This window comes from Pantoea sp. UBA4549 (assembly GCF_002387285.1).
GTDB classification, from domain to species: domain Bacteria; phylum Pseudomonadota; class Gammaproteobacteria; order Enterobacterales; family Enterobacteriaceae; genus Pantoea; species Pantoea borealis.
In genome coordinates, this window is record NZ_DGLH01000013.1 from 159,168 (window position 1) to 174,594 (window position 15,427).

The 15,427-nt window shown below is 56.6% G+C and carries 14 protein-coding genes; 12 read left to right on the top strand and 2 right to left on the bottom strand.

Features of this window, described 5'->3' with window-relative positions; all coding sequences use genetic code 11:
* The 12 genes from murD to mutT all read left to right on the top strand — a co-directional run bounded on the left by murD (position 1) and on the right by mutT (position 14,449).
* Entirely contained in the window at positions 1 to 1,317 is a 1,317-nt protein-coding gene (gene murD, locus B3041_RS13170) for a UDP-N-acetylmuramoyl-L-alanine--D-glutamate ligase (RefSeq protein WP_065650138.1), read from the top strand.
* Positions 1,317 to 2,531, top strand: coding sequence for a cell division protein FtsW (gene ftsW, locus B3041_RS13175; RefSeq protein WP_065650137.1), 1,215 nt, complete (start codon positions 1,317 to 1,319; stop codon positions 2,529 to 2,531). Before murD ends, ftsW begins: the two co-directional genes overlap by 1 nt.
* Entirely contained in the window at positions 2,528 to 3,586 is a 1,059-nt protein-coding gene (gene murG / locus B3041_RS13180) for an undecaprenyldiphospho-muramoylpentapeptide beta-N-acetylglucosaminyltransferase (RefSeq protein WP_065650136.1), read from the top strand. Before ftsW ends, murG begins: the two co-directional genes overlap by 4 nt.
* 70 nt (positions 3,587 to 3,656) lie before the next feature.
* Positions 3,657 to 5,132, top strand: a complete 1,476-nt coding sequence (gene murC / locus B3041_RS13185; protein WP_065650135.1) for a UDP-N-acetylmuramate--L-alanine ligase — start codon at positions 3,657 to 3,659, stop codon at positions 5,130 to 5,132.
* Positions 5,125 to 6,045 carry a D-alanine--D-alanine ligase gene (locus tag B3041_RS13190; RefSeq protein ID WP_065650134.1) on the top strand — a complete coding sequence of 307 codons (921 nt, stop codon included), beginning with the start codon at positions 5,125 to 5,127 and terminating at the stop codon, positions 6,043 to 6,045. Before murC ends, B3041_RS13190 begins: the two co-directional genes overlap by 8 nt.
* A 1-nt stretch (position 6,046) precedes the next feature.
* Positions 6,047 to 6,883, top strand: a complete 837-nt coding sequence (ftsQ, locus tag B3041_RS13195; RefSeq protein ID WP_065650133.1) for a cell division protein FtsQ — start codon at positions 6,047 to 6,049, stop codon at positions 6,881 to 6,883.
* Positions 6,883 to 8,139, top strand: a complete 1,257-nt coding sequence (ftsA, locus tag B3041_RS13200) for a cell division protein FtsA (protein WP_039382588.1) — start codon at positions 6,883 to 6,885, stop codon at positions 8,137 to 8,139. Before ftsQ ends, ftsA begins: the two co-directional genes overlap by 1 nt.
* A 72-nt stretch (positions 8,140 to 8,211) precedes the next feature.
* Positions 8,212 to 9,366 carry a cell division protein FtsZ gene (gene ftsZ / locus B3041_RS13205; protein WP_039382590.1) on the top strand — a complete coding sequence of 385 codons (1,155 nt, stop codon included), beginning with the start codon at positions 8,212 to 8,214 and terminating at the stop codon, positions 9,364 to 9,366.
* Positions 9,367 to 9,466: 100 nt separating this feature from the next.
* On the top strand, positions 9,467 to 10,384 hold the full coding sequence (gene lpxC / locus B3041_RS13210) for a UDP-3-O-acyl-N-acetylglucosamine deacetylase (RefSeq protein ID WP_039382593.1): 918 nt from the start codon (positions 9,467 to 9,469) through the stop codon (positions 10,382 to 10,384).
* Between the two features lie 267 nt (positions 10,385 to 10,651).
* Positions 10,652 to 11,152 carry a secA translation cis-regulator SecM gene (secM, locus tag B3041_RS13215; RefSeq protein ID WP_292975481.1) on the top strand — a complete coding sequence of 167 codons (501 nt, stop codon included), beginning with the start codon at positions 10,652 to 10,654 and terminating at the stop codon, positions 11,150 to 11,152.
* 71 nt (positions 11,153 to 11,223) lie between these two features.
* Complete coding sequence (gene secA, locus B3041_RS13220) at positions 11,224 to 13,929, top strand: preprotein translocase subunit SecA (RefSeq protein WP_065650130.1); 2,706 nt, start codon at positions 11,224 to 11,226, stop codon at positions 13,927 to 13,929.
* A 124-nt stretch (positions 13,930 to 14,053) separates the two neighbouring features.
* Positions 14,054 to 14,449, top strand: a complete 396-nt coding sequence (gene mutT, locus B3041_RS13225) for an 8-oxo-dGTP diphosphatase MutT (RefSeq protein WP_065650129.1) — start codon at positions 14,054 to 14,056, stop codon at positions 14,447 to 14,449.
* Positions 14,450 to 14,475: 26 nt separating this feature from the next.
* On the opposite strand, the gene yacG is transcribed toward mutT, so the two are convergent.
* Positions 14,476 to 14,673, bottom strand: coding sequence for a DNA gyrase inhibitor YacG (gene yacG / locus B3041_RS13230; protein WP_039382601.1), 198 nt, complete (start codon positions 14,671 to 14,673; stop codon positions 14,476 to 14,478).
* 8 nt (positions 14,674 to 14,681) lie between these two features.
* Positions 14,682 to 15,425: a cell division protein ZapD gene (gene zapD, locus B3041_RS13235; RefSeq protein WP_292975488.1), complete on the bottom strand. Its 744-nt coding sequence runs from the start codon at positions 15,423 to 15,425 to the stop codon at positions 14,682 to 14,684.
* Between the last annotated feature and the right edge of the window lie 2 nt (positions 15,426 to 15,427).

The window sequence follows — 15,427 nt, forward strand, 5'->3', positions numbered from 1 at the left end:
ATGGCTGACTATCGGGGCAGAAACGTTGTCATTATCGGGCTGGGTATTACCGGCCTCTCCTGTGTCGATTTCTTCCTGGGGCAGGGCGTGACGCCGCGCGTTATGGATACCCGCGTCTCACCACCCGGCCAGGATAAGCTGCCGGCGCAGGTGGCGTGTCATACCGGCAGTATCAACAGCGACTGGCTGATGGCCGCCGATCTGATCGTGGCCAGCCCCGGCATTGCGCTGGCGCATCCGGCCCTGAGCGAAGCAGCGGACGCCGGAATTGAGATTGTGGGAGATATTGAGCTTTTCTGCCGTGAAGCGCAGGCGCCGGTGGTAGCCATCACCGGCTCCAACGGTAAAAGCACGGTCACGACGCTGGTGGGCGAAATGGCCCGTGCAGCGGGCTGGGCTGTGGGCGTCGGGGGCAACATTGGCCTGCCGGCGCTGACGCTGCTGAAATCGCCCGCGCAGCTCTATGTTCTTGAACTCTCCAGCTTTCAGTTGGAAACAACACACAGTCTGAAAGCGGCGGCGGCTACGATCCTCAACGTGACCGAAGATCATATGGATCGCTATCCGCTGGGTATGCAGCAGTATCGCGCCGCCAAGTTACGTATTTATGAAAACGCAGCGATTTGTGTCGTCAATGCCGATGATGGCCTGACCATGCCGGTCCGCGGTGCCGATCGGCGCTGTATCAGCTTTGGCGTCGACCTGGGCGATTATCATCTGACCCGGCAGCAGGGCAGCACATGGCTGCGCGCTCGCGGCGAAAAGATCCTGAACACCGCTGAGATGAAGCTGGTGGGGCAGCACAATTACACCAATGCGCTGGCTGCGCTGGCGCTGGCGGATGCAGTGGCTATCCCGCGCGCGTCGAGCCTGAAAGCGCTGACGACCTATAGCGGTCTGCCGCACCGCTTCCAGTTAGTGCATGAAGCGCGCGGAGTGCGCTGGATCAACGACTCCAAAGCCACCAACGTTGGCAGTACCGAAGCGGCGCTGCAGGGGCTGCAGGTAGCGGGTACGCTCTGGCTGCTGCTCGGCGGCGATGGTAAAGGCGCGGATTTCTCTCCGCTTGCGCGTTATCTGCAGGGCGACAATGTCCGTTTGTTCTGCTTTGGCCGCGATGGCGATGCGCTGGCCGCACTGCGACCAGACGTGGCGACACGAACCGAAACGCTGCAGCAGGCGGTCGCACAGATTGCCGCGGCGGCTCAGGCTGGTGACATGGTGCTGCTTTCGCCCGCCTGTGCCAGCCTCGATCAGTTTCGTAATTTTGAGCAGCGCGGCGATCTCTTCGCGCAGCTGGCGAAGGAGTCAGGCTGATGCGTATACCCGGAACTGCCCTTGCCAGTTTCCTGTCCGTGCGTCTGCGCGACTGGGTCATGGGCGCGCGCGACGGCGACGATGCGCCGGTGGTGCTTTACGATCGCACGCTTTTATGGCTGACGTTTGGTCTGGCCATTATCGGGTTTGTCATGGTGACGTCTGCCTCCATGCCGGTAGGACAGCGTCTGAACGACGATCCCTTCTATTTTGCCAAGCGCGATGCGTTTTATATCCTGCTGGCACTCGGTATGGCGCTGGTTACCCTGCGTATTCCGATGGATTTCTGGCAGCGCTACAGCAACGCCATGCTGGTAGCGTCGGTGCTGATGCTGCTGATTGTACTGGTCGTGGGCAGCTCGGTTAACGGTGCATCGCGCTGGATTGCGCTGGGGCCGCTGCGTATTCAGCCTGCGGAACTCTCAAAGCTCTCGCTGTTCTGCTATCTCGCCAGTTATCTGGTGCGTAAAGTGGAAGAGGTGCGTAATAACTTCTGGGGTTTCTGTAAGCCGATGGGCGTGATGGTGATCCTCGCCGTACTGCTGCTGGCCCAGCCGGATCTGGGGACCGTGGTGGTGCTGTTTGTGACCACGCTGGCGATGCTGTTCCTCGCGGGCGCCAAACTGTGGCAATTCCTTGCGATTATCGGCTCCGGGATCTTTGCCGTGGTGCTGCTGATTATCGCCGAACCCTATCGTATGCGCCGCGTCACCTCGTTCTGGAATCCCTGGGAAGATCCGTTTGGCAGCGGCTATCAGCTGACGCAGTCGCTGATGGCGTTTGGCCGCGGTGAATTCTGGGGGCAGGGGCTGGGTAATTCCGTGCAAAAGCTGGAGTATCTGCCGGAGGCGCACACCGATTTTATCTTCTCGATAATCGGCGAAGAGCTCGGTTATGTCGGTGTGGTTTTAGCCCTGTTAATGGTATTCTTCGTCGCTTTTCGCGCGATGTCGATCGGCCGTCGCGCCCTTGAACTTGACCAGCGCTTTTCCGGCTTTCTCGCCTGTTCAATTGGCGTCTGGTTTAGCTTCCAGGCGCTGGTTAATGTCGGTGCGGCAGCCGGTATGCTGCCGACAAAAGGCCTGACGCTGCCGCTGATCAGTTACGGGGGCTCGAGTCTGATTATTATGTCGACCGCCATCGTATTTTTACTGCGTATCGATTATGAAACGCGCCTGGCGAAAGCGCAGGCGTTTACCCGAGGTGCCCGATGAGTAGCAAACGGCTGATGGTCATGGCTGGCGGAACCGGCGGACACGTGTTTCCCGGCCTGGCCGTGGCACATCATCTGATGGAGCAGGGCTGGCAGGTACGCTGGCTGGGAACGGCTGACCGGATGGAAGCGGATCTGGTGCCGAAACACGGCATTGAGATCGACTTCATTCGCATCAGCGGACTGCGTGGCAAAGGCATCAAAGCGCTGCTGCTGGCCCCGGTGCGTATTATCAACGCCTGGCGTCAGGCCCGCCGCATCATGAAACAGTGGCAGCCCGACGTGGTGCTGGGCATGGGTGGCTATGTCTCCGGGCCGGGTGGTCTGGCGGCATGGAGCTGCGGTATCCCGGTGGTGCTTCACGAGCAGAACGGTATCGCGGGACTCACCAACAAATGGCTGGCAAAAATTGCCACTAAAGTGATGCAGGCGTTTCCCGGTGCGTTTCCGGCGGCGGATATCGTCGGTAACCCGGTGCGTACCGATGTGCTGGCGCTGCCGTCGCCGGCTGAACGCCTGCGCGATCGCAGCGGCCCGCTGCGGGTGCTGGTTGTTGGCGGCAGTCAGGGCGCACGGATCCTGAATCAGACGCTGCCCCAGGTTGCTGCCGAACTGGGCGATGCCATTACCCTCTGGCATCAGACTGGCAGAGGCGGCCAGGCGATAGTGCAGCAGGCGTATCAGGCTGCGGGTCAGCCACAGCATAAGGTTACCGAGTTTATCGACGATATGGCCGCTGCCTACGCCTGGGCGGACGTGGTGGTATGTCGTTCAGGTGCGCTGACGGTCAGCGAAATTGCGGCGGCAGGTCTGCCGGCTATTTTCGTGCCGTTTCAGCATAAAGATCGCCAGCAATACTGGAATGCGCTGCCGCTGGAAAACGCGGGCGCGGCCAAAATTTTTGAGCAGCCGCAGTTCACTGCGGAAGGGGTAGCGGAGACGCTGCGCCAGTGGGACCGCGCGACGCTGCTGACCATGGCTGAACAGGCCCGTCAGGTTGCGATCCCGGATGCCACCGAACGCGTTGCCCGTGAAGTGGCGCGCGCTGCAAAGTAAATTTTCGGGCCTGATGAATAGGCCTGCATCCGTATGCGGGTGCGAACAGGAAAACAGGTAACAGAGAGCGATGAATACACAACAACTGGCAAAACTGCGTTCAATTGTGCCCGAGATGCGACGCGTCCGGCACATCCACTTTGTTGGCATCGGCGGTGCCGGCATGGGCGGTATTGCCGAAGTGTTGGCGAATGAAGGGTATCACATCAGCGGATCCGATCTGGCGCCCAATCCGGTTACCCAGCATCTCGCTTCGCTGGGGGCGACTATCTATTTTAACCATCGTCCGGAGAACGTCACCGACGCGAGCGTGGTCGTGGTTTCAACCGCGGTGGCGCAGGATAATCCGGAGCTGGTGGCTGCCCGCGAGCAGCGTATTCCGGTGATCCGTCGCGCAGAGATGCTGGCAGAGCTGATGCGTTTCCGCCACGGCATCGCCATTGCCGGTACGCACGGTAAAACCACGACTACCGCGATGGTCACCAGTATCTATGCGGAAGGCGGGCTGGATCCGACCTTTGTTAACGGCGGCCTGGTGAAAGCGGCAGGCACGCATGCGCGGCTGGGGACCAGCCGTTACCTGATTGCTGAGGCGGACGAGAGCGACGCCTCTTTCCTGCATCTGCAGCCGATGGTGGCGATTGTGACCAACATCGAAGCGGATCATATGGATACTTATCAGGGCGATTTTGAGAACCTGAAACAGACCTTTATCAATTTCCTGCACAACCTGCCGTTTTATGGCCGCGCGGTGCTTTGCGTGGATGATGTCGTGATCCGCGACCTGATCCCGCGCGTGGGTCGCCAGATTACTACGTACGGCTTCAGCGATGATGCGGATGTGCGGGTAGAGAACTATGAGCAGCGCGGTGCGCAGGGACATTTTACTCTGCGCCGTCACGATAAGCCGCTGCTGCAGGTCACCCTGAATGCGCCTGGCCGCCATAATGCTCTTAACGCCGCGGCGGCCGTAGCGGTCGCCAGCGAAGAGGGTATTGAGGATGAGGCCATTCTTGCGGCGCTGGAGAGCTTCCAGGGCACCGGACGCCGGTTTGACGTGCTGGGTGAGTTTGATACGGCTGCCGTAAACGGCAAGCCGGGCAGCGCAATGCTGGTTGACGATTACGGTCATCACCCTACCGAAGTGGATGTCACCATTAAGGCCGCGCGCGCTGGCTGGCCGGATAAAAAGCTGATGATGGTTTTCCAGCCGCACCGCTATACCCGCACCCGCGATCTGTTTGACGATTTTGCCAATGTGCTCTCCCAGGTGGATGTGCTGCTGATGCTGGAGGTTTATCCGGCCGGAGAGGCACCGATTCCGGGCGCCGACAGCCGCTCTCTGTGCCGGGCGATCCGCAGTCGCGGCAAAGTCGACCCGATTCTGGTGGCTGAGCATGACGCACTGCCGGATGCGCTGGCCCCCCTGCTGTCAGGTGATGATTTAGTGATTGTGCAGGGCGCGGGGAATATCGGCAAAATTGCACGCCGGCTGGCTGATAATCAGCTGCAGACTGTACCGGGTCAGGAGGCGCGTCATGGCTGATAAAGTCGCCGTATTGATGGGCGGCACCTCGGCAGAGCGCGAGGTGTCACTAAAGTCAGGCAGCGCGGTGCTGGCTGGCCTGCAGGAAATGGGTATTGATGCGCACGGTGTGGATACCCGTGATGTATCGGTACTGACGCTGAAACAGCAGGGGTTTACCAAAGCCTTTATCGCGCTGCACGGGCGCGGTGGTGAAGATGGCACGCTGCAGGGCGTGCTGGACTTTATGCAGCTGCCCTATACGGGCAGTGGCGTGATGGCTTCTGCTGTCACCATGGATAAACTGCGAACCAAGCTGCTCTGGCAGGGCAGGGGACTGCCGTCAGGCAAATTTGTCTGGCTGACCCGTGAACAGTATCAGCAGGGGATCGATGCGCAGACCGTGAACGCTATCGGGGCGCTGGGTTTACCGCTGTTTGTTAAGCCGAGCTGTGAAGGCTCCAGCGTAGGTATCAGCCGGGTTGACGACGCTGACAGCCTGCCAGCGGCGCTGGATGAAGCATTTCGCCATGACAATGATGTGCTGATTGAAGCTTTTTTAAGCGGTGATGAATATACCGTGGCAATTGTCGGGGAAGAAATCCTGCCATCCATTAAAATTAAAACAGCCAGCGCTTTCTATGACTATGAAGCAAAATACATTTCTGACGATACTCAGTACTTCTGTCCCAGTGGTCTGAGTGCGGAAAAAGAAGCGGAACTGCAAAAGCTGGTGCTGGCTGCCTGGCAGTCGCTGGGCTGCAGCGGCTGGGGGCGTGTGGATGTCATGACCGACAGCAAAGGCGATTTTCAGCTGCTTGAGGTAAATACGTCGCCGGGCATGACCAGCCATAGTCTGGTCCCGATGGCAGCGCGGCAGGCGGGTTACAGTTTCCCGCAGCTGGTGACGCGCATTCTGGCGCTGGCTGACTGATATGTCTCAGGCAGCGCTACGCGTACGCAATCGCGAACCTCAGGAGCGAGCCCGCACCGGGCGCAGCAACGGCGCACGGCTGTTTGGCATTGTGTTTCTGCTGCTGGTGCTGGGCACCATGATAGCCGGTGGTCTGGTGGTGCTGAAGTGGATGAATGACGCTTCACGTCTGCCGCTATCGAGGCTGGTGGTAACGGGGCAAACCCATTACACCACGCATGACGATATTCGCCAGGCGATTCTGTCACTGGGTGCCCCCGGGACCTTTATGTCGCAGAATGTGGATATCATTCAGCAGCAGATTGAACGATTACCCTGGATTAAACAGGTCAGCGTGCGTAAGCAGTGGCCTGATGAGCTGAAGATAAATCTGGTGGAGTATGTTCCGGTTGCACGCTGGAACGACTCGCACATGGTAGATGCCGATGGCGTCTCCTTCAGCGTTCCGGCCAGCCATGTCGGCAAAGAAAATCTGCCGATGCTCTATGGACCGGAAGGCAGTGAAAAAGAGGTGCTGGCGGGCTATCACTCCCTGCGGGATGTGCTCCAGGCCAGCAAGTTTACCCTGAAGGTCGCGTCGATGACGGCGCGTCGCTCATGGCAGCTGGTCACCGGGGACGATATCCGAATCGAACTGGGGCGGAGCGATACCATGAAGCGTCTGAACCGTTTTATTGAGCTCTATCCGGAGCTGCAGCTGCAGGGCCAGAATGAAAGCAAGCGTGTTGATTATGTTGATCTACGCTATGACTCTGGCGCCGCAGTAGGCTGGGTTCCGGCACCGATTGAGCCACAGGACAGTAATCAGCAACAGAACCAGGCACAGGCTAAACCATAATGATCAAGGCAACGGACAGAAAACTGGTAGTAGGACTTGAAATTGGCACCGCGAAGGTTGCCGCCCTGGTTGGAGAAATTCTGCCCGATGGTATGGTCAATATTATCGGGGTGGGCAGCTGCCCGTCGCGCGGTATGGACAAAGGCGGCGTAAACGATCTGGAGTCGGTGGTGAAGTGCGTACAGCGCGCTATCGATCAGGCGGAACTGATGGCAGATTGCCAGATTTCGTCAGTCTACCTGGCTTTATCGGGCAAACACATCAGCTGTCAGAACGAAATCGGGATGGTTCCGATTTCCGAAGAGGAAGTGACTCAGGATGATGTGGAAAACGTTGTCCATACGGCTAAATCGGTGCGTGTACGCGATGAGCATCGCATTCTGCATGTTATTCCGCAGGAATACGCCATTGATTACCAGGAGGGCATCAAGAACCCGGTGGGCTTATCCGGTGTCCGTATGCAGGCCAAAGTACATTTAATCACCTGTCACAACGATATGGCGAAAAATATCGTGAAAGCAGTTGAACGATGCGGGCTTAAAGTTGACCAATTGATTTTTGCCGGACTGGCTTCCAGCTTTTCTGTCCTGACCGAAGATGAACGTGAGCTGGGCGTCTGTGTTGTCGACATCGGTGGCGGTACAATGGATATCGCGGTATACACCGGCGGCGCACTGCGTCACACCAAAGTTATCCCCTATGCCGGGAACGTTGTGACCAGCGACATCGCCTACGCGTTTGGTACACCGCCTACTGACGCCGAGGCGATCAAAGTCCGCCACGGCTGCGCGCTGGGATCGATTGTCGGCAAAGATGAGAATGTAGAAGTGCCAAGCGTAGGTGGACGCCCGCCGCGCAGCCTGCAGCGTCAGACGCTGGCTGAAGTCATTGAGCCGCGCTACACCGAACTGCTGAATCTGGTAAACGACGAGATTCTGCAACTGCAGGAACAGCTGCGCCAGCAGGGTGTGAAGCATCATCTTGCTGCCGGTATTGTATTAACCGGCGGCGCGGCGCAAATTGAAGGTCTGGCAGCCTGCGCACAGCGTGTATTTCATACGCAGGTGCGTATTGGCCAGCCGCTGAACATTACCGGCCTGACCGATTACGCTCAGGAGTCATATTACTCTACGGCGGTCGGCCTGCTGCACTATGGTAAAGAGTCACACCTGAACGGTGATGCAGAAACAGAAAAACGTGCTTCGGTTGGCAACTGGTTTAAACGAATCAACAGCTGGCTGAAGAAAGAGTTTTAATTTTGATAAAAGGAGATCATGCTGGCAATGTTTATGATCTCCAGGCGAACAGGCACATAACGGAGAGAAATCATGTTTGAACCTATGGAATTAACCAATGACGCGGTGATTAAAGTCATCGGCGTCGGCGGTGGCGGTGGCAACGCCGTAGAGCACATGGTGCGCGAGCGTATCGAAGGTGTGGAATTCTTTGCTGTAAACACGGACGCTCAGGCGTTACGTAAGACAGCGGTCGGCCAGACGATCCAGATCGGGACCAATATCACCAAAGGTCTTGGCGCAGGGGCTAACCCGGAAGTCGGTCGTACCTCAGCGGAAGAAGATCGCGAAGCACTGCGTTCTGCGCTGGATGGGGCAGACATGGTGTTTATCGCAGCCGGTATGGGAGGCGGTACCGGTACCGGTGCGGCACCTGTTGTCGCTGAAGTGGCGAAAGATCTCGGTATTCTGACCGTTGCCGTCGTGACCAAGCCGTTCAATTTTGAAGGCAAAAAACGTATGGCGTTTGCTGAGCAGGGTATTGCTGAGCTGTCCAAACACGTTGACTCCCTGATCACCATCCCGAATGACAAATTGCTTAAAGTACTGGGTCGCGGTATCTCACTGCTGGACGCTTTTGGCGCGGCAAACGATGTACTGAAAGGTGCGGTACAGGGTATTGCAGAACTGATTACCCGTCCGGGCCTGATGAACGTCGACTTTGCAGACGTGCGTACCGTGATGTCAGAAATGGGTTACGCCATGATGGGTTCTGGCGTGGCGTGCGGTGAAGATCGTGCTGAAGAAGCCGCTGAAATGGCGATTTCCAGTCCGCTGCTGGAAGATATCGATCTCTCTGGCGCGCGTGGTGTGCTGGTTAACATCACCGCCGGCTTCGATCTGCGTCTGGATGAGTTTGAAACCGTGGGTAACACCATCCGCGCCTTCGCTTCTGACAATGCGACCGTGGTTATCGGTACGTCACTGGATCCAGAGATGAACGACGAGCTGCGTGTCACCGTGGTGGCCACCGGCATCGGTATGGATAAGCGTCCGGAAATCACCCTGGTGACCAATAAACCTGCTTCACAGCCGGTTATGGACCACCGCTATCAGCAGCACGGCATGGCGCCGCTGCCGCAGGAGCAGAAGCCAGCAGCTAAAGTTGTGAATGAGCAGCCGGCCGCTTCCGGTAAAGAGCCTGACTATCTTGATATTCCAGCATTCCTGCGTAAACAGGCAGATTAAGAATAAGCTGATAATTGGGATTTCCCGCTCTTTGTGCTAAAGTCTTCGCCCGCTGGTAATTTATACTGGCGGTCGGATGGTAATATTGCGAGATAATGCGATGATCAAACAAAGGACATTAAAACGTATTGTTCAGGCGACTGGTGTCGGTTTACATACCGGCAAGAAAGTCACGCTGACTTTACGCCCTGCGTCGGCTAACACCGGGGTCATCTATCGTCGCACTGACTTGAATCCACCGGTTGATTTTCCGGCTGATGCAAAATACGTGCGCGACACCATGCTGAGTACCTGCCTGGTGAACGATGAAGGCGTACGTATTTCAACAGTTGAACACCTGAACGCCGCGCTGGCGGGTCTGGGTATCGATAACATTATTGTGGAAGTCGATGCGCCGGAAATTCCAATTATGGATGGCAGCGCCGCACCTTTTGTCTATCTGCTGATGGACGCGGGCGTGGAAGAACTTAACAGCGCGAAAAAATTTGTGCGCGTTAAGCAGGCGGTACGGGTAGAAGATGGTGATAAGTGGGCTGAGATCAAACCTTATAACGGTTTCTCGCTCGATTTCACTATCGATTTCAAACATCCGGCTATCGATTCAAGCTCGCAGCGTTACCAGCTCAACTTCTCGGCTGAGGCGTTTGTCCGCCAGATCAGCCGTGCGCGCACCTTTGGCTTTATGCGTGAAATCGAATATCTGCAGTCTAAAGGCCTGTGCCTGGGCGGTAGTTTAGATTGTGCGATAGGTCTTGATGATTTCCGCGTGCTGAACGAAGATGGCCTGCGCTTTGAAGATGAGTTTGTCCGGCACAAAATGCTGGATGCTATCGGCGACCTGTTTATGTGTGGTCACAACGTGATTGGCGCCTTTTCGGCGTTTAAATCAGGTCACGCATTGAACAACAAGCTGCTGCAGGCTGTTCTGGCGAAACAGGAAGCCTGGGAATGGGCCACCTTCGAAGATGAAGCTGAGCTGCCGCTGGCATTTAAAGCACCTAATTTAGTACTGGCTTAACAGCCTGTAATAAAAACGGCGGATACCCTGACACTCTCTCCGGTCAGCGGTATCCGCCGTTTTTTTTCGCCTGTCTGATGGCGTGGAAGCCCGCCCGCAAAATGCTGTCCTGTCTGATGAAATGCTGAACGAAAAGCGTGAAATCCGCTGTAAGCCGCCTGATCTCTGCTGTGGAAGCCGTACATAAGTGCTATTATCTGGCGCTCATATAAGCGGGCTGACAGCATGTCAGCCGCACGGATGTGTTATTAACGTTGCGGACGGATTGTGATCGGAATTTTTTCACGCTGGCGACAATTAGGCAGGCGCTATTTCTGGCCACATCTCCTGCTGGGGATGGTGGCGGCCAGTCTTGGCCTGCCTGCCTGCGCGCAAAATGCCGAGCCTTCCGCTAACGATTCTCCTGTCAGCAGTCTGTTTACCGGCAATGTGGTTCATTTTGATCACCTGATCCGGCTGCAGGAGAGCGCCCGCCGGACTGGCGCTAATGTCGATTACTGGCATCAGCACGCTATCCGCACGGTGATCCGCCATCTCTCATTCAGCCTGTCTCCGGTTACTGAAGCCGAAGCTGAGATTGCGCTGCCGCTGGCTGTACAGAAGCTGGCACTGATTGATTCGCTGCAGGCGCTGCTGACATCGCCTGTACAGCCTCAGCCCGCGCATCTGACTCTGCTGGACGCCTGTTATCATCCTCCGATGGCGCATGCCGCTGCCGACTGGCAGGCTACCAGCAATGGTATCCGCGCCGGACCTTTCGTTGCCTGATTACACTCCTTTTCCCCCTTTTTAAGAGTTAACCGGCCGCGATATACCGGCTGATAAGAGAATAATTAAACATGTTAATCAAACTGTTAACGAAAGTATTTGGCAGCAGTAACGATCGTACACTGCGCCGCATGCGCAAAGCGGTAGATGTCATCAATAAGATGGAACCTGAGTTCGTCAAACTGTCAGACGATGAGCTGAAGGCCAAAACCAATGAATTCCGCGCCCGTCTGGAGAAGGGTGAAGCGCTGGAGAGCCTGATCCCGGAAGCGTTCGCCACCGTACGCGAAGCGAGTAAGCGCGTCTTTGGTATGCGCCACTTTGACGTGCAGCTGATTGGCGGCATGGTGCTGAATGAGCGTTGCATCGCGGAGATGCGTACCGGTGAAGGTAAAACGCTGACCGCTACGCTGCCCGCCTACCTGAACGCGCTGAGCGGTAAAGGCGTGCATGTTGTGACCGTCAATGACTACCTGGCACAACGTGATGCGGAGAACAACCGCGCGCTGTTTGAATTCCTGGGCCTGAGCATCGGTATCAACCTGCCTGGCATGCCTGCGGTTGCCAAACGTGAAGCTTACGCGGCTGATATCACGTACGGCACCAATAACGAATATGGCTTTGACTACCTGCGCGACAACATGGCATTCAGTCCGGAAGAGCGCGTACAGCGTAAACTGCACTATGCGCTGGTGGATGAAGTTGACTCCATTCTGATTGATGAAGCGCGTACGCCGCTGATCATCTCTGGTCCGGCAGAAGACAGCTCCGATCTTTACATCAAAGTAAATAAAATCATCCCGCACCTGGTCCGTCAGGAAAAAGAAGATTCTGATAACTTCCAGGGCGAAGGCGACTTCTGGGTTGATGAAAAAGCGCGTCAGGCGCACATGACCGAACGCGGTCTGGTCAAGGTTGAAGAGCTGCTGGTCAGCCAGGGCATTATGGAGGAGGGTGAGTCACTCTACTCGCCAACCAACATTATGCTGATGCATCACGTTACCGCCGCGCTGCGGGCGCACGCGCTGTTCACCCGGGACGTTGACTATATCGTTAAAGAGGGTGAGGTCATCATTGTTGATGAGCACACCGGACGTACCATGCAGGGGCGCCGCTGGTCTGATGGTTTGCATCAGGCTATTGAAGCTAAAGAAGGCGCAGATATCCAGAATGAGAACCAGACGCTGGCGTCCATCACCTTCCAGAACTACTTCCGCCTCTATGAGAAGCTGGCCGGTATGACCGGGACGGCGGACACGGAAGCATTTGAATTCAGCTCCATCTACAAACTCGACACTATCGTGGTGCCAACCAACCGTCCGATGGTGCGTAAAGACATGGCCGATCTGGTCTACATGACCGAGAAAGAGAAGATCGATGCCATTATCGAAGATATTCGCACCTGTACGGCAAAAGGCCAGCCGGTGCTGGTGGGGACCATTTCGATTGAAAAATCAGAAGTGGTCTCTAACGAACTGACGCGTGCCGGGATTAAGCACAGCGTGCTGAACGCCAAGTTCCACGCCAGCGAAGCCGATATCGTGTCACAGGCAGGCCAGCCGGGAGCGGTGACTATCGCGACCAACATGGCGGGTCGCGGTACCGACATCGTGCTGGGCGGCAGCTGGCAGGCTGAAGTGGCTGCGCTGGAAGCGCCGTCTGAAGAGCAGGTGCAGGCGATTAAAGAGGCGTGGAAACTGCGTCACGATGCCGTACTGGCCTCAGGCGGTCTGCATATTATCGGTACTGAGCGTCATGAATCGCGTCGTATCGATAACCAGCTGCGCGGCCGTGCCGGTCGTCAGGGCGATGCCGGCTCCTCTCGCTTCTACCTCTCTATGGAAGATGCGCTGATGCGTATCTTCGCCTCCGATCGCGTTTCAAACATGATGCGCAAACTCGGCATGAAGCCGGGCGAAGCGATTGAACATCCGTGGGTGACCAAAGCGATTGCTAACGCGCAGCGCAAGGTTGAGAGCCGCAACTTCGATATCCGCAAGCAGCTGCTGGAGTATGATGACGTTGCAAACGACCAGCGTCGTGCTATCTACAGTCAGCGTAATGAACTGCTGGATGTCTCTGACGTCTCTGACACCATCAACAGCATTCGTGAGGATGTGTTCAAGGCGACAATCGACACCTATATTCCGCCGCAGTCGCTGGAAGAAATGTGGGATGTACCGGGGCTGGAAGAGCGCCTGCGTAACGATTTCGATCTCGATCTGCCGGTTGCTGAGTGGCTGGACAAAGAACCGGATCTGCATGAAGAGACGCTGCGTGAACGTATCATGACCCGCGCACGTGAAAGCTATGCGGCGAAAGAAGAGGTTGTGGGCACCGAAATGATGCGCAACTTTGAAAAAGGCGTGATGCTGCAAACGCTGGATTCGCTGTGGAAAGAGCATCTGGCGGCGATGGACTATCTGCGCCAGGGTATCCACCTGCGCGGCTATGCCCAGAAAGATCCCAAGCAGGAATACAAGCGTGAATCCTTTGCCATGTTTGCGGCGATGCTGGAGTCATTGAAATATGAAGTGATCAGCACGCTGAGCAAAGTTCAGGTACGGATGCCGGAAGAGGTTGAAGCGATGGAGCAGCAGCGTCGCGAAGAAGCTGAACGCCTGGCACAGCAGCAGCAGCTGAGCCATGTGGATGATGAAACCGCCGCCGCCGAGGCGCTTGCAGCGCAGGGCGGTGAGCGTAAAACAGGGCGTAACGATCCCTGCCCGTGTGGTTCGGGCAAAAAGTATAAGCAGTGTCACGGCCGTCTGGCCTGACCCTGAAAAGGAGCCTGCGGGCTCCTTTTTTTGGCGCTGTGACGCTGTTCAGGCCGGGTTATTAACATCCGCGCTGCGCTGTTTTACACTCTGCGCTCTTTACTAATAAAGCGGGATCAACTCTATGAAGCACCTGCAGGTTGCAGTCGGCATTATCCGTAATGCCAGCCGCCAGATCTTCCTTGCGCAGCGCGCAGCCAGCTCTTATATGGCAAACAAATGGGAATTCCCCGGCGGAAAGATTGAACAGAATGAAAGCGCGGAACAGGCGCTGAAGCGTGAGCTGATGGAGGAAACCGGTATTGAGGTGACCCATGCAACCGCAATCGGTCAGGCTGATCACGCGTATGATGATCTGCGCGTCACGCTGCATTTTTTTCTGGTGGAAGCGTGGCAGGGTGAGCCGTGGGGACGCGAGGGACAGCCACAGCGCTGGGTGGCGCAGCGCGATCTTATTGCAGAGGAGTTTCCGGCTGCAAACCATGCGCTGATTGCCCGTCTGGTGGCCGACGAACTCTGAAACAGGGGCATCATGCCCCTGCTGCTTTACTGCTGCTCTTCACTCCACTCATCGCTGTCGGTCTGGTCGCCACTGCTGGGAATACGTTTTTCCTCTGCGGCCCATTCACCAAGATCAATCAGCTGACAGCGTTTGCTGCAGAACGGACGCCACGGGCTCAGCTCATCCCACATCACATCTCTGCCGCAGTTCGGGCAGGGTACGGTAATCATCTCTTCCGGCATAATATCCTCTAACAGCAGGCCAGTTCAAAATTCAGGCGGGCAGCCACCACGCCCTGTTCGCTATCCAGCGGCAAAAAACGAATAGCGTAGCGGCTTTTATGACCTGAAATCTGCGGATAGAGCGCATCTTCCAGCGTCAGCCGCAGCCGTAGCAGGTCTGCACCTTCAGCATTGTCCTGATAAAAGCCATTCAGGCTGGTCTGATGACGAAATACGCCAGACTGACGGATAAGATCGAGGATCATCGTCAGGCTGTTGCGCAGCGGCTCAAGCGAGGCCAGCCAGCCAGCTACCTGCGTATCACGCAGCGCCTGCTCCTGGTGCAGCCAGATGTGCAATCCGGGCAAATCGAAACTGCAGCAGCCGCCGGGGATACTGAGACGCTGACGCACCAGCGATATCAGCCGATCGTCACGCAGATGCTGGCCCATGCGCGGTGCGTTCAGCAGTTCAGCAGAGAGCTGTTTAAGGCGGTTGCTGAGCTGGCTTACCGTCTGCTCATCCACGCCGGGAACATCCAGCCAGGCGCGCAGTTTCTGCTGCTGACGCTCCAGCTCCTTGAGCAACTCAGTCCGCATATCGCCGCGCTCAAAAATATCCAGCAGGTCAGCAAGAATGCGAAATACGCCCAGTGCGGCAACGGAATGGTTTACCGGTACCGTTTCATGCAGCTGATTGAGTAAAAACTCGACGCGCAGCCAGGTGCGCATCTTCTCATTCAGCGGATGCTCAAACAGAACAACTGTACTCATTA